The sequence below is a fragment of the Mesorhizobium sp. M0227 genome, from assembly GCF_040321855.1.
Classification (GTDB): domain Bacteria; phylum Pseudomonadota; class Alphaproteobacteria; order Rhizobiales; family Rhizobiaceae; genus Mesorhizobium.
Map to the genome: position 1 here is coordinate 1 of NZ_JAMYSJ010000025.1, position 23,722 is coordinate 23,722.

Annotated in this window: 15 protein-coding genes; 8 read left to right on the top strand and 7 right to left on the bottom strand. The window is 59.7% G+C overall.

The annotated features are described in order from the left end of the window. Positions 1-150 precede the first annotated feature (150 nt). The gene (locus NKJ00_RS25475; RefSeq protein WP_023809288.1) at positions 151-1,761 is read right to left on the bottom strand and encodes a hypothetical protein; all 1,611 of its coding nucleotides are present in this window, start codon (positions 1,759-1,761) and stop codon (positions 151-153) included. 491 nt (positions 1,762-2,252) lie between these two features. On the opposite strand from NKJ00_RS25475, the gene NKJ00_RS25480 reads away from it, so the two are divergent. Beyond that, positions 2,253-3,230: a ThiF family adenylyltransferase gene (locus NKJ00_RS25480; protein ID WP_023809289.1), complete on the top strand. Its 978-nt coding sequence runs from the start codon at positions 2,253-2,255 to the stop codon at positions 3,228-3,230. A gap of 200 nt (positions 3,231-3,430) precedes the next feature. Here NKJ00_RS25480 and NKJ00_RS25485 read toward each other — a convergent pair whose 3' ends face one another. Beyond that, entirely contained in the window at positions 3,431-4,846 is a 1,416-nt protein-coding gene (locus NKJ00_RS25485; protein ID WP_352631754.1) for a mannose-1-phosphate guanylyltransferase/mannose-6-phosphate isomerase, read from the bottom strand. A 195-nt stretch (positions 4,847-5,041) separates the two neighbouring features. Next, positions 5,042-6,073, bottom strand: a complete 1,032-nt coding sequence (locus tag NKJ00_RS25490; RefSeq protein WP_352631688.1) for a nodulation protein NodZ — start codon at positions 6,071-6,073, stop codon at positions 5,042-5,044. A 971-nt stretch (positions 6,074-7,044) separates the two neighbouring features. Between NKJ00_RS25490 and gmd the strand changes: the two genes are divergently transcribed. The 3 genes from gmd to NKJ00_RS25505 all read left to right on the top strand — a co-directional run bounded on the left by gmd (position 7,045) and on the right by NKJ00_RS25505 (position 10,833). Further along, on the top strand, positions 7,045-8,115 hold the full coding sequence (gmd, locus tag NKJ00_RS25495) for a GDP-mannose 4,6-dehydratase (RefSeq protein WP_352631690.1): 1,071 nt from the start codon (positions 7,045-7,047) through the stop codon (positions 8,113-8,115). Then, positions 8,115-9,059, top strand: a complete 945-nt coding sequence (fcl, locus tag NKJ00_RS25500; RefSeq protein WP_352631692.1) for a GDP-L-fucose synthase — start codon at positions 8,115-8,117, stop codon at positions 9,057-9,059. Before gmd ends, fcl begins: the two co-directional genes overlap by 1 nt. Positions 9,060-9,411: 352 nt before the next feature. Beyond that, entirely contained in the window at positions 9,412-10,833 is a 1,422-nt protein-coding gene (locus NKJ00_RS25505; RefSeq protein WP_023766633.1) for a phosphomannomutase, read from the top strand. A gap of 168 nt (positions 10,834-11,001) precedes the next feature. On the opposite strand, the gene NKJ00_RS25510 is transcribed toward NKJ00_RS25505, so the two are convergent. The 4 genes from NKJ00_RS25510 to pdxR all read right to left on the bottom strand — a co-directional run bounded on the left by NKJ00_RS25510 (position 11,002) and on the right by pdxR (position 16,557). Beyond that, the gene (locus tag NKJ00_RS25510; RefSeq protein WP_023766632.1) at positions 11,002-13,398 is read right to left on the bottom strand and encodes a transketolase; all 2,397 of its coding nucleotides are present in this window, start codon (positions 13,396-13,398) and stop codon (positions 11,002-11,004) included. A gap of 28 nt (positions 13,399-13,426) precedes the next feature. After that, positions 13,427-14,395 (bottom strand): PDR/VanB family oxidoreductase, encoded by a 969-nt coding sequence (locus NKJ00_RS25515; protein ID WP_352631694.1) that lies wholly within the window; start codon positions 14,393-14,395, stop codon positions 13,427-13,429. 5 nt (positions 14,396-14,400) lie between these two features. Beyond that, entirely contained in the window at positions 14,401-14,892 is a 492-nt protein-coding gene (locus tag NKJ00_RS25520) for an MOSC domain-containing protein (RefSeq protein ID WP_023758446.1), read from the bottom strand. Between the two features lie 159 nt (positions 14,893-15,051). Further along, the gene (gene pdxR / locus NKJ00_RS25525) at positions 15,052-16,557 is read right to left on the bottom strand and encodes a MocR-like pyridoxine biosynthesis transcription factor PdxR (protein ID WP_031249775.1); all 1,506 of its coding nucleotides are present in this window, start codon (positions 16,555-16,557) and stop codon (positions 15,052-15,054) included. A gap of 74 nt (positions 16,558-16,631) precedes the next feature. Between pdxR and NKJ00_RS25530 the strand changes: the two genes are divergently transcribed. The 4 genes from NKJ00_RS25530 (at position 16,632) to NKJ00_RS25545 (ending at position 22,654) form a co-directional block, all read left to right on the top strand. Beyond that, positions 16,632-17,864: a trans-sulfuration enzyme family protein gene (locus NKJ00_RS25530; protein ID WP_352631696.1), complete on the top strand. Its 1,233-nt coding sequence runs from the start codon at positions 16,632-16,634 to the stop codon at positions 17,862-17,864. A gap of 52 nt (positions 17,865-17,916) precedes the next feature. Further along, a complete protein-coding gene (locus NKJ00_RS25535) occupies positions 17,917-18,819 on the top strand; it encodes a dihydrodipicolinate synthase family protein (protein ID WP_352631698.1) in 903 nt (300 codons plus the stop codon). A gap of 1,162 nt (positions 18,820-19,981) precedes the next feature. After that, positions 19,982-20,440 carry a (2Fe-2S)-binding protein gene (locus NKJ00_RS25540; protein ID WP_023689394.1) on the top strand — a complete coding sequence of 153 codons (459 nt, stop codon included), beginning with the start codon at positions 19,982-19,984 and terminating at the stop codon, positions 20,438-20,440. 3 nt (positions 20,441-20,443) lie between these two features. Next, the gene (locus NKJ00_RS25545) at positions 20,444-22,654 is read left to right on the top strand and encodes a xanthine dehydrogenase family protein molybdopterin-binding subunit (RefSeq protein ID WP_352631700.1); all 2,211 of its coding nucleotides are present in this window, start codon (positions 20,444-20,446) and stop codon (positions 22,652-22,654) included. Positions 22,655-23,722: the final 1,068 nt, after the last annotated feature.

Consider the following 23,722-nt stretch of genomic DNA (forward strand, 5'->3'; position numbering starts at 1 on the left):
GCTCCATCGAGATCACATTCGCCTATCACAATGGCGATGAGGCCATCCTCAAAGCCAAACGGGACACTTCTTCAACAGCCTGCTAGAGTCTGGTTTCTACCCACAGCGGACACAAGAACTCGCGACGTTCGGGGAGAGGAAGCTTGGTTTTTAATAATTCTTTAATGCCGCAGGACACGTAGTAAGTTCATTTACCTGCTTTCGTGTAATGTTCGGTGTGTTAATAGTTAACTTTTTCCTCTGAAGATTTAATACGGATATCTGGCCAGGTTTATTGGTCGATTTCGTTCCAATGTACTTTATATCTACGCCCGCTCTCATGAGTGAAAACGCTACCTTTTTTAGATCTGCAATGCGCGTATTTGGTCCGCAGATTAAGGCATTTGACAAAGTTTTCGTATGTTCTAGACCGACATAGTCAAGTTTAGTGTACTCGATCGAATTCTTCTCAAAGGCGTCTATTACTCTCTTTCGATCGGCAGGCTTTTCGTAGTAGGCGACTAGCTTATCACCAGTGTCCGGCCTTGCATCTTCTGGCGGCGGCTGGGAGGCTTCGGTAGCCGCGTCGCCGTAGGTAACCGTAGAAACAAACGGAGGGTCGTCTCCGACATAGGTGAGCACTACAGTAGGCCTTTCCTTCTTGATGTGACGTTCCTTGCCTAACGTCCAGGTCAGAACCCACTTGTTGTCCAAAATGGGTATTGCCTCCGTTTTAGGGAGTTTTGAGGTTTGCGCGATGATGGCATTCACCTGGCCTTCCACCGACTGCGGGTCAACTTGACTCCACTTTCCTATGTAGTTGTCGGGGTCAATCTCGCTGGTATCGATCCTCGGCTTGCCCGTTTCATCGTATAGGATCTTCCCCTTAGCATCCCGTGCCCATGTCGTATTTGACAAGCAGTCGACGTCGCGAGCCGAGATACATTGCGCGATTTCATATGCGTCATTGGCTTCCGGAGAATACGCCTTCAGCTTTTCAGTTCCTCCTTGGACAAGCACTGCGCCCGCTGACTTCAGGAATCCATCTTTGATCGCTTGCTCGTCACCACCGGCAGCGGCAACTGCGACACCACCTGCGGCGCCGGCCATGGCAGCCTTCTTAATGATCTCGCCGGCGGTACCGGTCGGCATCTGACCGATTGATGAGCCAGTCTGGGAGGTTACTGCAGCCAACAGTCCGGCGCGTAGTGCCATGTCAGCGTTGCCCGTTTGGCGATAGGTCGACCAGGCGGCATATGCGGCGGCACCGGCGGGCCCGCCGTAAGCGGCTGCCGCTGTGGCGGCAGCGGCACTGATCACCTTGCTCTCTTGGGTTGCTTTAGCGAAGTTCTCTTCGCCGGACTTGAGGGGGTCCATGCCGAGCCCCCACATGGCGTCGACAACTTTTCCGTCTTCAAATCGCTTAGCAGCTTTATTTAGGGCTTCGAAATCAGCCTTGGCTTGATTTTCTACAAAGTGCTTCGTCGCCTCGCCGGCATCAACAGCATCATCAAAGCTGCGCTTTCCCTGCTCACCGACGTCGCGCCACGCCTTGACATAAGTCGCGGCCACGTCGCCTGCTGCTTTGTGGGTCGTGGTGATAGCATCCTCGCCGGCCTGTTGAACCGTCGCAAAGACGTCTCCATTGGCTTGCTGCAATGTCCGGACCGTGTCGCCGGCAGCTTTTTGGATGGTCGTCAGCGTGTCGCCTCCGAGCTGCTGGACTGTGCGCGTTGCGTCCTCGCCGAGCTCGTCGACTTTCTCTTGGATCGACGGAGGCAACGGAACTGGCGAATCCGGAACCAGCGAGCTAGGCTTCGTGGTGCCAGGAATGGGGACCGGGATAACGCAGCCAATTCGCGGCACGCATCCGCAGGCGCCAAAGACGCAACGTTCGTCGTTACAGTCCGGACAACTAGCAGCCGCTGGCGTTGCGAATAACACCGGCAGGAGAGTGATGAACACGATCCAAAAGCGGCAAGCAGACCACATAAGCGATCTCCCTATTTATCATTTGCGCTTGAGCATACGGTGTTAACGGCTCTGGAAACTCCATAATGTCCTGAAAGATATCCAAGTGCAATAGAGGCACAATTTTTAACACCTTCGTTGGAGTCGGGATCTCTGTAATTTCCGCGTGGTCCCGAGATACATCCCAGGCGAATAGAGAGTGGGTAAAAGTGGGGAAGGCGCAGACGCTCGCCCGTTTTATTGTAGATCTCCTGCTAGTGCGCCTAGACGTCCATTTCGCTTGATCTGCGGTTGGAGGCGTTATGGAACGTGACAGGCAGTCTGCTCTAGGTGAAACGCACCTCATTGGGCTCGGCGCGATAGGCCATAGCTCGCTCTGGGCGCTGGCGAGGCAATCCGGTCTGTCCGGGCGCCTGCATGTAGTTGATCACGAAGCTATCGAACTCTCAAACCTGCAGCGCTACGTGTTGGCAGGTCAGGCGGAGGTCGGCCTCTCTAAGGCGGCCCTAGCAACCCACGCCCTTCGGTCCACCCCCCTTGAGGTCGAGGCGCACCCTATGAAGTGGGCAGAATATGTTGCGCGCCGGGGCGACTGGGTATTCGACCGAGTGGGTGTGGCGCTTGACACCGCCGCCGACCGTCTAGCTGTCCAAGGTGCTCTGCCCCGATGGATCGCGAACGCCTGGACTCAGGAGCAAGATCTAGGCATCTCGCGGCACGGTTTCGATGACGGCCAGGCTTGCCTTTGCTGCATGTACATGCCGACCGGGAAATCCAAGGACGAACACCAACTGGTCGCGGAGGAACTCGGAATACCGGAAGCACACGAGGAGGTAAAAACGCTCCTGCAGACCAATACCGGAGTCCCCAATGAGTTCGTAGCTCGGGTGGCTACGGCGATGGCTGTGCCGTTTGAGCCGCTCGCCGCGTTTGTTGGCCAGCCCCTCCGTTCCTTTTATCAGCAGGTTATCTGCGGCGGCCTGGTGTTCCAGCTTAGCGATGGAAGTCGTCTCGTTCGAACCGTGGTTCCGATGGCCTTTCAATCAGCGCTTGCCGGGATCATGCTTGCCGCAGACCTGGTCAAGCACAGTGCGGGTTTTCCGATGAGTCCGACGACCAGCACTCGCGTGAATCTACTGCGCCGCCTTGGTTCTCACCTCCATGATCCGAAAGCCAAAGATTCCAGTGGCCGCTGCATCTGCAGCGATGAGGATTTCATTGCCGCCTACAGGCTGAAATACGGCTGTGCCGTTGAACAGCTGAGCAACGGGTCCGCCTAAAAAGATCTGAAGTCTTCGTTACCGCGGACGGCGCGCTGTCAAGCGCTCACCGATGTTTTCGACCACGATCGAGTGCCTGATGAGAGTGCGGGGCGGATACTATGACACGCTCGGCCCGCTGCTTGCCAATGTCAGGCCCAGAACCCACGACAGAGATCCTTGAGCGACGGCTCGCCGTTTAACGTTTTTTGTACTGTTATCTACGTTCGACCATATTCGTCGTCGAAGCGAACGATATCATCCTCGGCGAGATAATCGCCGCTCTGCACTTCAATGATAACCAGGTCAATTCTGCCTGGGTTCTCGAGCCGATGCTTATGGCCGCAGGGGATGTAAGTAGATTCGTTTGTCCCCAGGAACAACTCCTGCTCGCCATTGACGATTTTGGCGGAGCCGCTGACCACGACCCAGTGCTCCGAACGATGATAGTGCATCTGCAGGCTCAACTGGCGACCGGGCTTCACCTCGATGCGTTTGATCTTGAAGCGCTCGCCTTCCTCCAGAACCGTATAGGTACCCCAGGGCCGGTGTACCGTGCTATGGACCAGATGAGCTTCATGTCCCGAAGCCTTGAGGCCCTCGAAGAGCTTCTTAACGTCCTGAACGCGGTCGCGGGATGTGACAAGCAAAGCGTCCGGGGAATCCACGATCACCAGATCGCTTACGCCCACCGTGCCGATGACGCGCTTGTCGGAGCTCACATAGGTGCCGGTCGTGTCGACCATGTGCACATCGCCGCGTATCCTGTTCCCGCTTTCGTCGGGGGCGATCAAATCGGCCATTGCGTTCCAGGATCCGATGTCGTTCCAATCCATGTCGCAGGGAACCACGGCAAGTCTGTTAGTCTTCTCCATGACAGCGTGGTCGAGCGAGATTCGCGGCGCGGAACCGAAATGCTCAGGCGCGAGTTCGATTTTGGCAAAGCCTTGGCATTGACTGGCGCGGCCGTTCTCGTAGCTGTCGGCGACGGCCTGGAGCACCTCGGGACAATGCAAAACCATCTCGTCGAGCATGGTTTGCGCACTGAAGCAGAAGATGCCGGCGTTCCAGAAGAAGCGTTGAGACGCGACATAGGCTTTGGCTGTATCCAGATCCGGTTTTTCAACGAAACGGACGACGTTCTCACCATCTGCTTCGATGTAGCCGAATGCTGTGTCCGGTCTGGTTGGGGTGATGCCCAATGTGGCGATCCGCCCGAGCTTCGCATGTTTCATGGCCAAGCCCATGACGTCTAGAAACGCAGGCAGGTTGCCAATCAGGTGATCGGCCGGGAAGACGCACAGGATCGCGTCAGGGCCTTGCGTTGCCCTCGCATGGATCGCGGCTGCAGCCACGGCGGCGGCCGTATCCCGAGCTTCGGGCTCGAGCAGAAAGGTGCGTGGCAGGACCACGGAATCCAGTTCGTCAAATTCGTCCTTGGTCAGGAAGAGGTGGTCCCCGGATGTCACAGCGACGAGTTCCACGACACCTTCTATCGAAGCGGCGCGCAGCACAGTGTGCTGAATGAGAGAATATCCATCCGCTACTTTGAGGAAAGGTTTGGGGTGCGATTGCCTTGAGGCGGGCCATAGCCGCGATCCGGCTCCGCCGCTGATGATCACGGGAATGACTTTCATAACCAACCTCAATTTCGTCTCTGGAGTGATCGCCCGCGTTCTTTCGAGCGTCAGCGTCACGATCGCCGTCGCTCTGGCTTGTCTGCGGCCCCCGTGTAACAGCGAAGTTCTGGCGCGTTGCAGGTGGCGTCAGATGACGACGCTATCGGTAATGTACGACGCCTCCACTGGCGTCGGTGAGAAATGCGCATTCAACTATGCCTGTTGGTTGCGTCTGCCGAATTGCGCAGGTGGCGGGTCATAACTGAGATCAGAGACTTGGCTGTCTTCTATCAAAGTCAAACGACTTGGCTCTTTCAGATCGAATTCAATTACCCGTGGTGCGAAAAGGCGTGCATATCGGCTAAAGGCGCTCGTCGGGGGAAACCGAATTACGGTATCGCAGCGCCCGAGAAGATACATCTCAACGAGGGCGGAAATTCCGCCGTCAATCCCGAGTGCTGCAGTGTGTAAGGGGCCACCTTGATTGGATCCGAAGTGCTTCGGGACAGTGAGCAGATCGGGAAACCTGGCCGACAGAAGATCCAGTATCCGCGCGCTGTCCGTGCATAAGAACAGCCGCACAGGCCTGGGGTGCGGTAACGCCTTAGCCTTGTCAATTGCAGCGCACACTTGCCGAACGGCGAGCTCCGGATCGGCCCAGTAGGGCGCATGCTCCATGATGTCTTCACCGTTACCGTGCCGAACATGAATCCCGATGATGCTGTGCCCCTCAAAACATTCCTGATAAATGGCATCTATGCGGGCTTGAATTTCTGGCCGAGGCTTGACACTCTGGAACACCTGCCGCTCTGCATCCTCATCGCACCGCCACATCAGACAAGCGTCACACACTACTGTGTTCGCTTCGACATCGTGTTCGGCCTGAAAGAGCTCGCCCAACTCATCGCGCTCTTGGAAAATCTGCTCATCTGGCCGGTAAAGGCACTCGATCGCCGGCCTGTTCCACCACTCCGGGAAGAATGGACCAGGGAAGGAAACGTCGTTGATCCGGTCGTCGGAAATAGCCGGCACGCCAGCGATGTCATTGATCGGCTGGAAGAACGCCGGAAACGCATTTGTGAAGGGTTGGTCGAGGTAGCAGGCCCCCCGCCAGTCGATGACTAGAGTTCGTCCCGACCGCTGCGCGTAGCGCCAAGCGGCCGCCAATGACCACAGACAATCACCGAACCCCGTACGCCTCCGAGAGACGACGAACCGGCGCTTTTCCAATCCACTAACATGCATTTTCGGAAATCTCGTTTCAGAGAGGAGGTTGCATCCGGCTTGGAATCCTTAGTCGACACTAGTAAACCCTGACGCCGGGCGCTTGGCAGAGGCCGGGCCGTAGGGCAGAAGAGCTCCCTCAGCACTGCCCACTTATCCCTCTCGCACAGCTTGAAGCCGATGCCCTCGCTTCCGGTTCAGCCTTCTCTAATGGGCCTCCGCGGCATATGTAAAATCTATTGAGTGGATGCCGGCCATCCATGTGTTGGATGCCATGATGAAGGGGCTCGGCTGACGCGGGCCCGGCCAATAGAGCCGAAACAGCCGGGAAACGCTGCGACACTGCCTGCCGAAGCAAATCATTCCGTCGACGCCATACGCCTAGGGTGCAAGGCTGCATACAGCAACCGGTACCGGGCGAGATGAGGTCGACAGCTCGACGCGCCTGGAACCAGCTGATCGACAGTATCTGAAGTCTGCTCCCAAAGTTCTGCACGACCTGTGCCGGATGCTGTGGTGAGGGCTCGCGGCCACGAACTTTGTCCTCGCCCCGAACGGAAGCTCGCGCCTACGACTCCGGGCCGGCGATGCGACCCCGCTGCTCGGTCAGACCATCCATTCTGTGGATGCACTTTATCCAAACAATCGATTTACTGATCCAAACAATTCCCATTAGAAGACGCTGAAGCAAGAAAGAAAGGCGTCCTCACTCGCTGATGGATGAGCAAATCAGCTGCAAGGTGCTGGGAGCACATGTCGCTCACGACGTGAGCTGAGCGGCACTCAGACCGCATGTACGAATCCGACAGGTTAGCGGCGCAACTCTATTTTGCTGTGACTCCAAGCAAGAGGTGTGCTCGGCTGGCGGACTGTCAATGACGAGCTTCGCGCCGCATCTGTCGAAGTGCTCCATAGGGCACGGGGCGGGCCGCACATTGTGTCGGCGTGGCGAGCCGGAGCCGAACTTTACACTTTAATAGAGCAGGAATAGAATGGGCGATAGCAGGAAAGTTGCTCTTATTACGGGCATAACTGGACAGGATGGTGCCTATCTTGCCCGTCTTCTTCTCAAAAAAGGCTACATCGTTCACGGGATTAAGCGACGTTCCTCTTCCTTCAACACGGGTCGTATCGAAGACCTCTACCAAGACCCGCACGAATCCGATCCGCGCCTGATCTTGCATTACGGTGACCTCACTGATTCGACTAACCTCATCCGCGTGGTTCAGGAATCTCAGCCAGACGAAATTTACAACTTGGCTGCTCAGAGCCATGTGCAGGTGTCGTTCGAAACACCTGAGTACACAGCAAACGCGGACGGTATCGGTACATTGCGACTTCTTGAGGCGATTCGCCTCCTCGGTCTGACGGACAAGACCCGCTTCTATCAAGCCTCGACTTCGGAGCTATACGGCCTCGTGCAGTCCGTACCGCAGAACGAAACGACGCCCTTTTATCCGCGCAGCCCTTACGCCGCCGCCAAGCTCTACGCCTACTGGATGGTCGTCAATTATCGCGAGGGCTATGGTATGCACGCTTCCAACGGCATTCTTTTTAATCACGAAAGCCCCCTTCGTGGCGAAACTTTTGTGACGCGCAAGATCACCCGCGCTGCCGCTGCTATCTACCTGGGCAAGCAGGACAAGCTTTATCTCGGCAATCTCGATGCTCAACGCGATTGGGGCCATGCGCGTGAGTACGTGCGAGGTATGTGGATGATGACACAGCAGGATCAACCGGATGATTACGTGCTGGCTACGGGCAAAACGACTCCTGTCCGCCAATTCGTCGAGTGGGCTTTCGAAGATATCGGCGTCGAGATCGAATGGCGTGGCAATGGTGTCGGCGAAAAGGGCTATGATGTAGCGAGCGGCAGATGCCTAGTCCAAGTGGACCCACGCTACTTCCGCCCCACGGAAGTCGATCTTCTCCTGGGTGACGCTACCAAGGCGAAGGAGAAGCTCGGCTGGGTGCATGAGACATCCGTGCGCGAGCTTGCTGCGGAAATGGTCCGCGAAGACCTGAAGGTCATGCAGACATCTGTAGTCATGAAGGAAGCGTAATGTATGATCTGAACGGAAAAACCGTGTGGGTCGCTGGCCACAAAGGTATGGTGGGCAGCGCTGTTGTACGCCGACTCGCGTCTGAAGACTGCAAAGTTGTGGCCGCCCCTCGGGGAGAGCTAGATCTCAAGCGACAGACCGAGGTTGAAAACTTCGTGGCAGTGATGAAACCGGACGCTATCATTATGGCGGCGGCAAAGGTAGGTGGTATTCTCGCGAACGCCACCTATCCGGTCGACTTTCTTTACGACAATCTGATGATCGAGGCCAATATCTTCGCGGCAGCCCACGAAAACAATGTCGACCGCGTCCTCTTCCTCGGCTCGTCTTGCATCTATCCGAAGATGGCACCACAGCCCATTCCTGAAAGCGCGCTTTTGACCGGGCCACTAGAGCGCACCAACGAATGCTACGCCGTCGCCAAGATCACCGGCATCAAAATGGCTCAAGCCTATCGCGAGCAATATGGCCGCGACTACATCTCCGCTATGCCGACGAATCTCTACGGGCCAGGCGACAATTATGACTTGCAGTCAAGCCACGTCATCCCAGCGCTGATCCGGAAAGCGCATGAAGCTAAGCTCATAAGTGATAAGCAAATCACCATCTGGGGCACGGGCACACCACGTCGGGAATTCATGCACGTGGACGACTGCGCCGACGCATTAGTCTTCCTTCTGAAGAACTACTCTGACCATGATCACGTCAATCTCGGCTGCGGACAGGACATCACGATCCTAGAGCTGACTAGAATGATCTGCCGTGTAGTCGGATTTACCGGGGAGATCGCGCATGATCACTCTAGACCTGACGGTACACCGCGAAAGCTGATGAGCGTCGACAAGCTGCGCACTTTGGGATGGGCAGCAAAGATCACTCTCATGGAAGGCATCGAGAGTGTCTATCATGCATTTCTGAACGGGAGCTACACCGAACGGCGATAGATAAGAGGATTTGCTGCGTCTCAGGCCTGTACGCGCTTTCGGGACCCAGAGCTAATGTCGACTGAGACAATCACTCGATGGCGATAGCGCTCATGTGAGCCAGCCGCGAGGAGCCCTGCCGGACCCGGACCCCATCCGCTCCAACCTCGTCGCCGTGAAGGTCACGGTGCGCTGCCCACGCCGACGCCGACTGCGTCAATCCTCACAAGGGTAACCGTCGATAACCGAACGCGTCTACGGTAACCGAATGTACTTCTTGTTCTCGTCCGAGGGATCTGTCGATGGGCATTCCGGACGAGCCAAAGTTTGAGCATGTTACCTTCAAAACCCGGTTAGCAACGTCGGATTTGGTATGAAATTCGGAACAAGTGGATTACGGGGCCTGGCGACAGAATTGGCAGGAGCCGCCTCTGCCCTATATGCAACGGCATTCGCGACATTCCTGCTGGAATCCGGCCTGGCCAGAATTGGCGACGAGATACTCATAGGGCGCGACTTTCGCGCCTCGAGTCCGGCCATCGCCGCCGTCTGTGCGGCGGCACTGTCCGCGCTCGGCTTCATCGTAGTCGATTGCGGCGCAGTCCCCACCCCTGCCCTGGCACTGTATGCTCAGGCGCGTAAGAGTGGTTGTTTGATGATCACAGGCTCGCACATTCCGGCCGACCGTAATGGAATAAAATTCTATCGACCCGACGGTGAGATCGACAAGGGTGATGAGCGGGAGATAACGCGCATCGCCTTGCAGTTGGAGAAGCGCGGATACGTCCTTGAAGGTGCTGTTGCACGTCGGCAGCACCGGGAGGCCGAATGCAAGGCCTTTTTCATGGCGCGCAATCGAAAGCTTATGGAGATTAATGCTCTAAAGGGCTTAACGGTGGGCGTATATCAGCACAGCACAGTCGCGCGCGATCTCTTGGTTGACATTCTCTCATATCACTGTGCGACGGTCGTAACCCTGGGACGTTCGGAAGGTTTCATTCCTGTCGACACTGAAGCGGTCTCTGACGAGACTGCTCAACAGTTCAAGCTCTGGGCCAAAGAGCATCGGCTTGATGCGGTCGTCTCGGCAGATGGCGATGGTGACCGCCCACTGGTAGCTGACGACCACGGAGACCCCCTTCGCGGTGATTTGTTAGGCCTGATTACGGCGAACTTCCTGCAAGCGAAGGCAGTCGTCACGCCGGTCACATCAAACTCTGGTATCGAGACCGCAGGTTCTTTTAAAGTCGTGCGTACCAAGGTTGGATCGCCATTTGTTATCGCTGCCATGCTCGATTTGGTTGCGTCGGGTCACGAGCGCGTGGTTGGTTTCGAAGCAAACGGTGGTTTGTTGACCGGCACGGACTTTGACCCGAACGGAACTAAACTGCCAGCGCTACCTACACGCGACAGTTTTCTCCCCATCCTTGCGGCACTTTCCCTTGTTAGTACAAGTGGGCAGCCACTGTCGGAGATTGGCAGTTCCTTTCAATTGCCGGCAGCGGCGGCGGATCGCTTGGAAAATTTTTCCGTCGAAAGCAGCACTCGCCTCATGACATACCTTCGTACAGCGGAAACTAACATCGCCGCCTTCGTCGGGTCGATTGGAGTGGTAAGCAAGGTTAGCGATGTTGACGGACTTCGTATCACTCTCGCGGATAAGCGTGTCTTGCATTTGCGTCCATCCGGAAATGCCCCGGAAATGCGGTGCTACGTCGAAGCCGAAAATCGGGAGGACGCGGAGCTTTTGCTCCGGACTGGATTGGATCGAATTCGTAACTGGACGCAAGGCTAAATAAAAGCCGCCTCCCTGCGTATTCCAGGTGACCCTGGGGGTCGCACAAGCTACTCAAGCGCGATCAGAACGTCCACAGTGTCCCGGCCCTGTCCGCTTTGAAGCGAACCGGAACGCCCGTGGAAACAGCCGATCCGTACCAGCCACGGAGCATCCGGTAGCTCATGGTCAAGGCAGCGCCTTCCGGTAGCGAACAGCCGGTCCCGCACTGACCGCCTGCGCCGCATGTACGATGGCGTTGGTGTCCAGGCCGTGGTGACGGTATAGGTCCGCAATAGTCCCCGTCTGGCCGAACTGCTCGACCCCGAGCGCCTTCACGCGATGCCCGTTAACCCCACCGAGCCACGCGAGCGTCGCCGGGTGGCCGTCGATCACGGTGACGATGCCGCAGTCACGCGATAGCGGCGCGAGCAGCCGCTCGATATGACTCAGGGCGCCAATCGCGCCACGCTGCCGGGCACGTTCCGCCGCCTGCCAGCCCGCATTAAGCCGGTCCGCGGAGGTGATCGCGAGCAGCCCGACATCGCGCCGGTCCTCCGCCAGAAGACCCGTCGCGGCAATCGCCTCCGGCGCGACGACGCCTTGATAAGCAATGACGACACTCGCGTTGGGCCCAGGCGGACGCAGCCAATAGGCGCCATTGACGATGTCCCGCGCGAGCGCCGGGTTCATGTCGCGCAGCGGCTGCTCGAGCGGCCGGGTTGACAGGCGAAGATAGACCGATCCTCCGGTCTGATCACGCAGCCACGTCGTCTCATCCGGATCCCCCTCGCCATTACGTTGCATGTAATCGAAGGCAAAGCGCATGATCACGGACAGTTCGTCGACGAAGGCCGGTTCGAAGGCGCAAAGCCCATCCTGCGCCATGCCGATCAATGGGGTGCCGATCGACTGGTGTGCTCCGCCCTCGGGCGCTAGCGTCACGCCCGAGGGCGTTGCGACCAGCATGAAGCGCGCATCCTGATAGCAGGCGTAGTTTAGCTGGTCGGCCGATCGGTAGATGAAGGGATCATAGACTGTCCCGATCGGCAGCAGGCGCACGCCATTGATCGAGTGCGAGAGACCGAGCGCCCCGAGCATGATCATCAGGTTCGACTCGGCGATCCCGAGCTCGAGGTGCTGCCCCTTCGGCCCAAATTCCCAGGTAAAGGTCGACGGAATGCGTTCGGCCTTGAAGGTGTCCGCCATGGTCTCCCGGGCGAAAAGGCCGCGCCGGTTGACCCAGCCACCGAGATTGGTCGAGACCGTCACATCGGGCGAGGTGGTGACAATGCGGTCGGCAAGCAGACTGCGCTCGCGTGCGATGTCGTTCAGGATCTGGCCGAACCCCATCTGGGTCGAGAGCGGCTTGCCGGGCTGCCCCGGTGACGGAAGGGTTTCAGGCACCGGCACCGACGGCGCAGACAGCCTCCTATGCCCCTCACTGAAGAACGGCGCCTTTGCGAAGAAGGCGTCAAGTTCCGCTTCCGGCAAGGTGGCGGCCGCCCATTTGTCCCACTCCTCACCCCGCTTTACGCCCATTTGCAGGCGGTAGTCTTCCATCTGCGTGGGCGTCATCTGCCCCGCGTGGTTGTCCTTGTGTCCGGCAAGCGGCAGACCGTAGCCCTTGATGGTGTAACAGATGAAGCAGACGGGACGGTCATGCCTGGACGCCGCCTCGAAGGCTTCGAGGAGGCTCGGCATGTCATGCCCGCCAAGGTTCGTCATCAACGCCTGCAACTCGTCGTCGGAGCGGCGTTCGATCAGAGTGGTGACCGGCCCTTGGTCTCCGATCTCGTCGAGCAGCCGCTTGCGCCAGGCAGCACCCCCTTGGAAGGTCAGCGCCGAATAGAGCTGGTTCGGACAGCGCTCTATCCACTCGAGCAGCTTCTCGCCCCCCGGCTCGGCAAAGGCAGCCTCTTGCAGAGCCCCGTGGCGCAGGACCATCACGTCCCAGCCGAAGTTGCGAAAAATCTGCTCGAAACGCTGCCAGAGGCCCTCCCGGATCACGGCGTCGAGCGACTGGCGATTGTAGTCGACCACCCACCAGCAGTTCCTGAGCCCGTGCTTCCAGCCTTCGATCAGGGCCTCGTAGATGTTGCCCTCATCCATCTCGGCGTCGCCGATCAGGCTGACCATTCGGCCCTCGGCACGCTCCTTCATCCAGCCGTGACCCGAGACGTAGTCCTGCACCAGCGACGAGAACAGCGTCTGAGCAACGCCGAGACCCACCGACCCGGTCGAGAAGTCGACATCGTCGACATCCTTCGTCCGCGAAGGGTAGCTCTGCGCGCCCTTGTAGCCGCGGAAGTTCATGAGCTTTTCGTGGGTCTGGTTGCCCGCCAGATACTGAAGTGCATGGAAGATCGGCGCCGCATGGGGTTTGACCGCCACCCGATCCTGCGGGCGCAGGACCGAACCGTAGAGCGCGGTCATGATGGTACTCAGCGACGCGGACGAGGCCTGATGCCCCCCGACCTTGATCTCATCGCCCTCGCGGACGTGGTTGGCGTGGTGGATCGTCCAGGCTGCGAGCCAGGAGACGCAGCGCTCGATCTCGTGCAGATATTCCAGTTTCCTCGTCATTCAGTTTCCCGCAAATCAGCTGCCGGTCTCACAGGACCCCCGCCCAAATGGTCAAAGATCGAGTTTCAACACACCTGTCGCGCGCGACACGCAGGGAGCGGTGGCCGCGTGCCTCCTTGGACAGGACGGCATCCCGATGGATCGGCTGTCCCGCCAGCATTGCGCATTCGCAGGTCCCGCACACCCCGTTCTCACACGAGGCCATCAACGGCACACCGGCCGCACGCAAGGCGGCCAGTGCCGTGGTCTCAGCCGAAACCTCAACCACCCTGCCCTCAGCCAGTTCTATGACGAATGGTTCCGGTGGCGCGCCATCAAACTCGGGAGGCTGGAAAGTTTCGAAATGAACAGTACCCTCGGGCCAGTGTTGAGCCGCGCGCCCCACAACCGCCATGAAGCCAGGCGGTCCGCAGTAGTATGTCTGCGCGTCGTCCGAACGGTTCGCCAGCAGCGCGGCGATGTTCTGCCGGGTCTGAGGCTCGTCGTCGAAATGGATCCGCACATTGCCGCCAGGAAGATCGCTCCCGATCGCCGCCAAGAGTGGCGTGAGCGCCCGGCTGCGGGTGAAATAGTGCAACTCGAAGGGCTTGGCCTGCCGGGTGAGCGCGCGCGCCATGGCCAGAATCGGGGTGATCCCGATTCCCCCTGCCAGCAGCAAAGTCGGCCCCTCGCCTGGCTTGAGCGCAAAATGGTTGCGTGGCGCGGAGACAGGCAGTGTGGAGCCGACGGCAATGGTTTCGTGGATCCACGCCGAGCCCCCACGGCCCTCATTCTCGCGCTTCACCGCGATGGTGTAGCGGCCAAGCTCGGTCGGGTCGCCGCAAAGTGAATACTGACGCACCTTCCCTTCAGGCAGATGGACGTCGACGTGAGAACCCGCTTCGAACGCCGGCAGCACAGGTTTGCGTGGGTGTTTCAGGTCGATGACCAGCACGTCGCCCGGCTCCTTGCGGGCGGCGGTCACGGTCAGCTTCATGATGATGCGCGGCGAGGCCATGGCGTTCACTCGTCGATGGGCAAGATCAGATCACCGGGGCGGATCACGCCCCCGACCTCGATTGTGCAGTTCAGGCCGGAGCGGTTCAGAAGCCCCTCGTAGAGACCCGGAAGCCCGAGCAACTCCTCGATATACTTGCACGGCACATTCATCCGGGCGGCCCTGAGAATCGTTTCCCCGACCCGGAAGCGTTTGCCGACAAGATGGCTAAGCGGAACGCCTCGTGTCGTCAGATTGCGCCGGTGATCTTCGGGTGCGAGCTTGGCCTTGAAGCCCGGAATTCTGGGTTCGCCCTGCGCGATGGCGTCCAAGACTTCAGCTTCGATCAGCGTCACTTCGCGAACGTCAGGACGCGCGGAATAGGTCCCCGTCCCCAGGTAGTAGCGGTCTCCGACAATGCCTTGGCCGGCAATAAGCTGCGCCTGCGCCAGCTCCTCCATTTCATAGGAGGCGGCAGGCGCGATATGGACGTGAAGCAGCTTTCCTCGCCAGGTCATCATCGCTCTCGGAAATTCGTCTCGTGGAAACCTGCTGCAAAACTGGCCTGATCAACAGCGCCAGTTGCATGGCATTTTCCCGGTCCAGTTGGCTGTTTGGAAAGAAATGCGGGGGGCCCTCGGACCGTTTTCAGCGCCAGCTTTCGGCGTCGCCCCGTCTCAGTTGTTCCGCGCCGGCATCGCGTCTTGCACCTGCTTGACAACCTCTCGCAGGACCTCAACGCCCTTCCCGATCTGCCGAATGCTCAAGGCGGCATAGCCCATGACAAGTCCGACGCGATCGGTGCGGCCTTGGTCCGATGGCCGTTCGTAGAGCGGCGAGATCAGGTGTAGCCCCAGGCCAGCGTCGCGGGCGGATTCGACCAAGGCCGTTTCCCGCGATCGTGGCAGGTCATTGAACCAAACCGCGACGTGCAGTCCCGCATCTGCTCCCTGGACAGTGATGCGATCCCCGAAGCTGTGCTGCAAGGCACCCAACAACGTTTCCCGACGCTCGCCGTTCAGCCTGCGCACACGGCGCACATGGCTTTCGTAGCCGCCGCTCTCGATCAACGATGCCAGCGCTTCCTGTTCAGCGACCGGCGAATGCCGGTCTGCGAATTGTTTGGCGGTTGCGAAGACCTCCTGCAATTCGGGCGGGACGACGAGGTAGCCGATGCGCAGCATCGGCGAGAGCGTTTTGGAGATCGTGCCGAGGTAGATGACAGCCCCGTGGTCCTCGAGACTGTGCAGCGGAGGGACCGGATTGATGTCGTAGCGATATTCGCTGTCGTAGTCGTCCTCGATCACATAGGCGTTGTTGTGCCGCGCCCATTTCAGAAGCTGATGGCGGCGCGCGATCGGCATGACGCCGCCCAGCGGAAACTGATGCGATGGCGTCACATAAGCCAGTCGTGCTCCGATCCCCGCCAGCAACTCGGTCCTCATCCCGTCTTCGTCGACGATGACCGGGATGGGTGAGGCACCCGTACTGGCAAAGACCTGACGCGCCATCCTGTAGCACGGATCCTCGATGACGAAACGGTCGGCGGGATCGAGAAGCAGGCGCGCGCACAGATCAAGGCCCTGCTGCGAACCGTTCACAACTATGATCTGGTCGAGGTCGCAGCTCAGGGTCCGGGCGCGCCAGAGATAGCCCTGAAGCGCCTGGCGAAGCCGGCGCGAGCCGCGAGGATCGTCATAGGCAAGACGCAGCGGGCGCTGCCCCATCGCCTCGTTCATCGCGCGTTTCCAGACCAATGAAGGGAAATCCGACGGCGCCAGGTCGCCATAGCGGAACTCGACCTTCAGCCCAGTCGGCAGATAATCTGGCCAGGGTGACGTCGCGCGCAGCCGCTCGCCATATGCGGACAGGTGGATCGGGCCGACCCGTTGCGCGTGAGTGCGCCCCGTCCCATGGCCCATCAACGAAGACGCAACGCGAGGTCGTGCGCCTTGACGGACTTCGATGAAACCCTCCGCAGCCAGTTGCTCATAGGCGACCGTCACCGTGGTTCGCGAAACGCCGAGGTCATTTGCCAGGGCCCGGGAGGATGGCAACTGACTGCCGGTTTCGTAGACGCCGCCGAGGATTTGCTCGCGAAGGGCTTCGTATATCTGGCGTGCACCCATCGCGTGCGAGCGCGCTGCAGACCCGGCACTTGAAGACTGGACCATCTCTTTCATCGCCAACTGGATATTTCACATTGGCCAGGTTGCCGTCAATCTTTCGGAACCCCAAGAGAGATCGCAGAGGCCGAATGACCAGCTCCCATCAATCCGAAACCGATGCTCCCACGGGGTCGCTCAACCGCACCAGCCCCGGATTTGCCACCCGGGCGATCCATCATGGCTACGATCCGGCCGACTTTTCCAATGCCGTCCAGCCGCCAGTGTTCCTGACGTCAACCTATGGGTTCGAAAGCGTGGCAGCAAACGATGCCGCCGCCGCCCTTGGTGGACGGCTCTATGCGCGCGAATACAATCCCACGACCGAGATCCTCGAGCAGCGGCTCGCGAATCTGGAAGGAGCCGAGGCGGGGCTGGTTGTTGCCTCGGGGATGGCGGCCTTCGGCACTCTGATCCTGTCGCTCCTGTCCCAGGGCGATGAACTCATCGTCCACAAGACGCTTTATGCGAACACGCTTGCCATGGTCGAACAGGCGGTCCCCCGCTTCGGCATCAAGGTCGTCGCGGTCGATCTGTCAAATCCCCACAATCTCGATGCTGCGATCACCGAGCGGACGCGGCTGGTTTTCTTCGAGACGCCGGTGAATCCGCTGAGCCGCATCCTCGACATAGCGGCAATTGCCGAGCGCGCTCACGCGCGCGGTGTAAGGGTTGCAGTCGACAGCACCTTCGCCTCGCCCGCGCTCCAGCGACCGCTTGAGCACGGGGCGGACATCGTGCTCCATTCGCTGACCAAGTACATCAATGGTCATGGCGATGCCCTTGGCGGGGCGCTTCTCGGCGACGCCCAAACGCTCCGTACGCTGCATGAAACGGGTCTGCGCTACATCACCGGCGCAGCGCTCTCGCCCATGTCAGCTTTCCTAATCCTGCGCGGTCTCAAGACGCTGACGCTGCGAATGGAACGGCACAGCGCCACGGCCCTTGCGGTGGCTCGGGCGCTGGAAGCGCACCCGGCGGTGGCATTTGTGAGTTATCCGTTCCTCGACTCGCACCCTGATCAGGTGACGGCGCGAAAACAGATGTCCAACGGATCGGGCATGTTGGCCTTTGGCCTCCACGCTGGATACGAAGGAGCGCGCCTGATGATGGACCGGCTCAACCTGATCACTCGCGCCGTCAGCCTCGGCGATGCCGACAGCCTTATCTATCATCCAGCAAGCCTCACCCGTGCTCGGCAGCCGATCCGCAAGGATGCCCATTTGGCCGATGGAGTCGGCGAGGATCTCATGCGTCTCTCGGTGGGGCTTGAAGACGCTGATGACCTGATCGCCGATCTGCGGCGGGCTTTGGACGTCTTGTAATGACCTGGCGTGCGGCCACCTCTGCGCTCACACATAGATCTGGAGCCTTGCCATGGCATTCCTGAGCGGTCTTTCCGCGTTCCCCATCACCCCGACCAATCGTGACGGCCGCGTCGATAGCGTTGCCCTGCGCAGGCTGATTGCTCGGCTTGGCGCCGCTCAGGTCGATTCCATCGGTCTTCTCGGCAGCACCGGCACATACATCTATCTGTCGCGCGAGCAACGGCGGCGGGCGCTCTCCGAGACCTTGGACCAAACGGCGGGGCAAATGCCGGTCGTAGTGGGTGTGGGCGCGCTGCGCACCGATGAAGCCGTGGGGCTCGCGCAAGACGCCAAGGCCCTTGGAGCAGCTGCGGGTTTGCTTGCCGCCGCCTCCTACACCCCGCTTACTGATGACGAGGTGTTCGAACATTTCTCCACTGTGGCGCGCGAAAGTGGCCTGCCGATCGTCGTCTACGACAATCCAGGAACGACGCATTTCCATTTCAGTCCACCCCTTGTCAGCCGCCTGGCAAAGGTGGCTGGGATTGTCGCCATCAAGAATCCGACAGACAAAAGCGATGCGATCAAGAACCACCTGACCGCCCAGAGGCGCACACTGCCGGAAGGGTTCTCGATTGGCTACAGCGGCGACTGGAACGCCGCCGAGGCCATGATCGCCGGCGCCGACACATGGTACAGCGTCCTTGCGGGCATCCTGCCCGAGGTCTGCATGACGATCGTCACAGCGGCGCAACAGGGCGATGCGGCCGAAGCGCGACGGATCAATGCCGCGCTGGTCCCGATCTGGAGCCTCTTCAAGGAGTTCTCGAGCCTTCGCGTCGTCCATGCACTCGCTGAATTGCTCGACGTTTGCAGTGCCGAACCCCCGCGTCCCATCCTGCCTCTGCCCCCAGCAGCGAAGCGCCAGATCGCCGCCGCGTTGAAAGGTTTGCCATCGGATGCCAGCCGGTGAACAGCAAACCCCGTTCGGCAAGTGAAAGGTATTTACCCGCTCATTTCGAGAACTGATCGAAAACAACGCACTCGGCGTGCTGATAGCCATGGCTGGAGCGGTCTCGACGCCAATCACACCCCCTTCGAACTCGACAATCGACTGCGGAGGTACAGACTGCGCAGGGCACTCCGCCCATGCCGCACCGTTCGCCTTCAAACTAGGAATCGGTGGTTTATCCATTGGAATGGCATCGAGCCGGCGCTTTACTTCCGGCCCGGTGCGCGCATTGAAGCCGGTGCCAATGCCGCCGGCGAACACCAGATTTCCGTCCTCGACATTCGCCAGAGCACGCTTCCCGACCGCCGTAACTGTTGCCGGGTTCGCAGCCGATGACGATGAACTCATCACTCAGCACGCATTTTGTCTCACCCATTCTTGGCGCCGGCCGGATCGATATGGACTGACACGCAGCTTGGAGACGATGCCCTCGAGGCCGAACTGGGAGACTTGCGCGAGAATGTCGCTGCCGCCGCTGATCTCGTCGCTCAGAACGATGCCGTTTGGCGGCGTCTCAGCAGGTTAACTAGCGCTTTGCGCCGATCGACGAGTGGCCGATCGCGAAGACCCTCGCCGTCGATCTTGAGCAGGTCGAAGCCGGCAAGCATGGTCCTGACGTCTCCCGCCGGGGCCAAGAGCCCGCTGAAGACTGGGAATGCGCGACAAGCCTTCTGGTCAACGACGAACGCCTCACCGTCTATTATCGCGTCCGAGGCGCCGAGCTCGGCCACCGCCCGGGACGATAGCCGGAAACCTGAGGGTCCAGTCGTGGAGGTTGCGGGTCGAGGTAGGCCCCCATCGATAGTCGTCCCATTTCATTTCGTGTAGCCAATCAGGGCCCTGCCGGACGCGGCCGACCAGCGGTCGATGTTCGCGACGACCCGAATGTCCAGTCTCGTGTAACCCAGCCTAAAGCGGCCTGTCCGCCCAAAAAATGACATTCAGTTGCCTCCAGCCTTTCGACACGACCCACTTCACGATCTCGTAACTCGCCAACCTAGCGGCTTGTTGCTTGAGCTGCGCGTTCCTACGGTGTGGTCGCTAGGCCTCAGCAACAAGAGCTCGGTTGCCAGGCGGGCGGAGGCTCAACGAGATAGCCAGCTCAGGACAAGGAGAGCAAGCAATGGTCGCTTTTACCCTCAATGGCGAGGCGCGAACACTCGACGTCGATCCAGAGATGCCGCTGCTCTGGGCGGTCCGTGACGTCATCGGACTCACGGGAACGAAATTCGGTTGCGGGCTTGCCCAGTGCGGCGCTTGCACGGTTCACGTTAACGGCATGCCGACGCGCTCGTGCCAGACCGCAGTCGGCGACATCGAAGGAGCCTCGATCACCACCATTGAGGGTGTGTCGGGCAAGATAGGCGAAACGGTCCAGGCCGTGTGGGCCGAGTTCGACGTACCTCAATGCGGCTATTGCCAGTCTGGCCAGATCATGTCGGCCGTGGCCCTCCTTACAGAAACGCCTAAGCCGACGGACGATGATATTGATTCGGCGATGAGCGGCAATCTCTGCCGCTGCGCCACCTATCATCGCATCCGCGCGGCCATCCACGAGACCGCCAACCGGCTGGAGACTTGAGGCATGTCGCAGTTTCTCTCGAAGCATACTGCCGTGCGGCCCACGCGCCGCTGGTTCCTCGTCGGCGCGGGCGTCACCACCGGCGGCCTCGCAGTGGGCTACCGGCCAGTGCTGGCGGCGCCCGACATCGCACAAACGACCCCTGCAAAGGTTCAGGCGAACCCCTTCCAGACCTATGTCGAGATCACAAAGGAGAACCGAATCATCATCCACTCCTCGCAGTTCGAGATGGGACAAGGCTCCTATTTCGGCATCGCCACCCTGGTTATGGAAGAGCTCGACGGCGACTGGGCGCAGGTGGACGTGGTCGGCGGATATGGCAATACCGCGCTCTACGGCAATCTCGCCTGGGGCGGGGCCGCACAGGCAACTGGTGGCTCCACGTCGATGGGCTCGTCGTGGGAACGCTACCGCACGGCGGGTGCTGCCGCACGGGCCTTGCTGGTGGCGGCCGCGGCGCAGCGGTGGGACGTGCCAGCCGGCGAGATCAAAGTCGCTTCCGGGGTCGTGTCGCACGCCTCAGGGATGCAGGCGCGCTACGGTGACCTGGCTGAAGCCGCAGCGGGAATGCCGGTTCCCGACGACGTGCCGCTAAAGCCGCGCGACAAGTGGGCCCAGATCGGATCGGACAGCCTCAAGCGCTACGATTCCGCCGGCAAGACCAACGGCGCGCAGACCTACACGATCGACCTCATGATGGAGGGACTCCAGACGGCCGTTATGATCCATCCGCCGAAGTTCGGCGCCGAGATCGAGAGCTTCGACGCAACCAAGGCCAAGGCACTCGACGGCATTGTCGATGTCGTCCAGACGCCGCGAGGCATTGCCGTGGTTGGCAGGGACACCTGGACGGCGCTGAAGGGCCGCGACCTCGTGGAGGTGACCTGGAACGAGGAGAAGGCCGAAGAGCGCGGCACGGCCGAGATCATGGCCGAATACAACAAGGCAGCAGACGATCTGGGCGCGGCCACCGCGCGCGACGACGGTAACACTCCCGCAGCGTTCGCCAGTGCTGAGAAAATCATCGAGGGGCACTACGAATTCCCCTATCTTGTCCATGCTTCGATCGAGCCACTCAACGCGGCCGCCCGAATCAACGAAGACGGCACCATCGACGTCTGGGGCGGACACCAGATGCCCGACCTTTATCAGGCGGCTGCCGCTCAGGTAGGCGGCACCACGCCGGACAAGGTGAGGCTGCACGTGATGAAGACCGGCGGCAGTTTCGGCCGCCGCGCGGTCTTGGATGCAGATGTCATTATCGAAGCTGTTTCCACAGCGCGTGCACTGGGACGCGGCAAGCCAGTGAAGGTGCAGTGGACCCGCGAGAATGACATGCGGGGTGGGCGGTACCGGCCGGCCTATGTGCACGCAGTCAAGGCGGGGCTCGACAAGAAAGGCAATGTCGTCGCTCTCCATGACCACATCGTGGGCCAATCGGTCTTGGGCGGTTCGACCTCTGCGGCGATGATCAAGAACGGCATCGATCCAACCTCCGTAGAGGGCGCCACCAACCTGCCCTATGCGATCCCGAACCTGAAGGTCGAGCTGACCACCACGGACGTGAACATCCCGGTGCTGTGGTGGCGTTCGGTAGGCTCCACCCACACCGCTTACGCGGTGGAAACCCTGATCGATGAGCTCGCCGCCGCTGCGAACCGTGATCCGGTCGACTTCCGCTTGTCAATGCTCGGTCACCATCCACGGCATGCCGCCGTGCTTAAAGTGGCTGCTGAGAAGGCAGGCTGGGACAAGCCTCTGCCGGAAGGCCGTTTCCGCGGCGTGGCCCTGCATGAAAGCCTCTCGACCTATGTCGCCGATGTGGTGGAGATCACCCTCAACGATGAAAATGGTTTCAAGGTCGACCGCGTCGTCTGCGCGGTAGATTGCGGCACCGCGATAAATCCTGACCAGATTCGCGCTCAGATGGAGGGCGGTATCGGATTCGGGCTAGGTGCGATCCTCCAGGAGGAGCTGACCCTGAAGGGCGGTGTCGTAGACCAAGAGAACTACGATACCTATACACCGCTCAGGATCGAGCAGATGCCGCGAGTCGAGGTGCACATTGTGCCGTCCGAGGAGCCGCCCACGGGAGTTGGTGAGCCAGGTGTGCCGCCGATCGGCCCGGCCGTCGCCAACGCGCTACGGGCGGCGACGGGCAAGACTATCCGCAAGCTGCCGATTATAAAGAACATGTCAGGAATGACACCATGAAACAGCCGCGATGAAGATCGCGCCGTTTTCGAACGCCTCCTGACAGGCGCTCATTTCCATTGGTCAAATTCCGGCGGCTGCCCGCTCCAATATCCGGTTTGGAGACGGCACCCCGTGTTCTGAACGACCACAGACGGGCCTTGGCGCCGGTTCCACTGAAGAACCGCTTTCGAGACGCAAACGCGTCCACTCCATGAAGAGCACAACCGTATAGCACCAGGAAGGCTAGCTACCTCCATCGCTTCGGAGACCCAGGAACCCTCAGAAAACCGAACCTCCCGAGCTCAGAGGCGCTCGTGATCACAATCGCGCTGGTGCCTGGATCATTGTTCAAGGGCTTGCCGATAGGCAGGCGAGATGGCCGATCGACATGATCTTCGCCGGATGCCCTACAAACACAATGCCAGCCGCTGTCACGGAGTCGCGAAGACGAAGGCAATGAGGGTCGACGCCGATACTCATCGTTTGGTTGACAGAGCGCTTGGAATGCCATGCGCTTCACATCGGAGTAGCCATCCGGGAAGCCTGAAGCGCTTTGAAAACGCATGTGCTGCGGCTGTTATTCATAGCGTGGATGACTTTGATCAAAACAATCGATTTCATCACTCTTCCGGAATCGTGCATGGACAAAAAAGAGCCTCACGCACCAATCACACGCTGCTCTATCGCGTGACGAAAGCTGCCTTAGGAATAATCCAAAGGAGAAAATCTTCGATGCGCCCTGACGTGCAGTGGAGGTCGTGCCGAGAAAGTGAGTTGCAACTGGCCGACAATGTCGGGCGGTGCGACCATGGTCGCTTCGGAGAATGAAATCGGGCCAGTTCACGGGGGCGGTACTGTTATTCGTCGACGGCAGCCCTTCCCAAGAACAGGCGGCATCGCAAGTTGGTTCTGCCGATGAAAACGACATCGCCGGATACATGTCAGCAGCCGCTCAGGATTGGATGATCCAGCCAAGCTCTCGGCGTGATGGCACTGTAGGCGTCACAGTCGAAGCATCTCATTGATCGTTTATGAGGCTTTCTTCGATGCCGCTGATGCCTGACGGGCGGTCGCAGCTGCAGGCGA

Excerpts from the sequence above, each read along its gene's own strand:
- NKJ00_RS25520 (WP_023758446.1), bottom strand. The coding sequence starts at position 14,892 with ATGACCTGGCGAGGAAAGCTGCTTCACGTCCATATCGCGCCTGCCGCC.
- NKJ00_RS25535 (WP_352631698.1), top strand. The coding sequence starts at position 17,917 with ATGGCATTCCTGAGCGGTCTTTCCGCGTTCCCCATCACCCCGACCAAT.
- NKJ00_RS25510 (WP_023766632.1), bottom strand. The coding sequence starts at position 13,398 with ATGACGAGGAAACTGGAATATCTGCACGAGATCGAGCGCTGCGTCTCC.
- NKJ00_RS25480 (WP_023809289.1), top strand. The coding sequence starts at position 2,253 with ATGGAACGTGACAGGCAGTCTGCTCTAGGTGAAACGCACCTCATTGGG.
- NKJ00_RS25530 (WP_352631696.1), top strand. The coding sequence starts at position 16,632 with ATGACCAGCTCCCATCAATCCGAAACCGATGCTCCCACGGGGTCGCTC.
- NKJ00_RS25545 (WP_352631700.1), top strand. The coding sequence starts at position 20,444 with ATGTCGCAGTTTCTCTCGAAGCATACTGCCGTGCGGCCCACGCGCCGC.
- NKJ00_RS25540 (WP_023689394.1), top strand. The coding sequence starts at position 19,982 with ATGGTCGCTTTTACCCTCAATGGCGAGGCGCGAACACTCGACGTCGAT.
- NKJ00_RS25485 (WP_352631754.1), bottom strand. The coding sequence starts at position 4,846 with ATGAAAGTCATTCCCGTGATCATCAGCGGCGGAGCCGGATCGCGGCTA.
- NKJ00_RS25515 (WP_352631694.1), bottom strand. The coding sequence starts at position 14,395 with ATGGCCTCGCCGCGCATCATCATGAAGCTGACCGTGACCGCCGCCCGC.
- fcl (WP_352631692.1), top strand. The coding sequence starts at position 8,115 with ATGTATGATCTGAACGGAAAAACCGTGTGGGTCGCTGGCCACAAAGGT.
- NKJ00_RS25490 (WP_352631688.1), bottom strand. The coding sequence starts at position 6,073 with ATGCATGTTAGTGGATTGGAAAAGCGCCGGTTCGTCGTCTCTCGGAGG.
- pdxR (WP_031249775.1), bottom strand. The coding sequence starts at position 16,557 with ATGAAAGAGATGGTCCAGTCTTCAAGTGCCGGGTCTGCAGCGCGCTCG.
- NKJ00_RS25505 (WP_023766633.1), top strand. The coding sequence starts at position 9,412 with ATGAAATTCGGAACAAGTGGATTACGGGGCCTGGCGACAGAATTGGCA.
- gmd (WP_352631690.1), top strand. The coding sequence starts at position 7,045 with ATGGGCGATAGCAGGAAAGTTGCTCTTATTACGGGCATAACTGGACAG.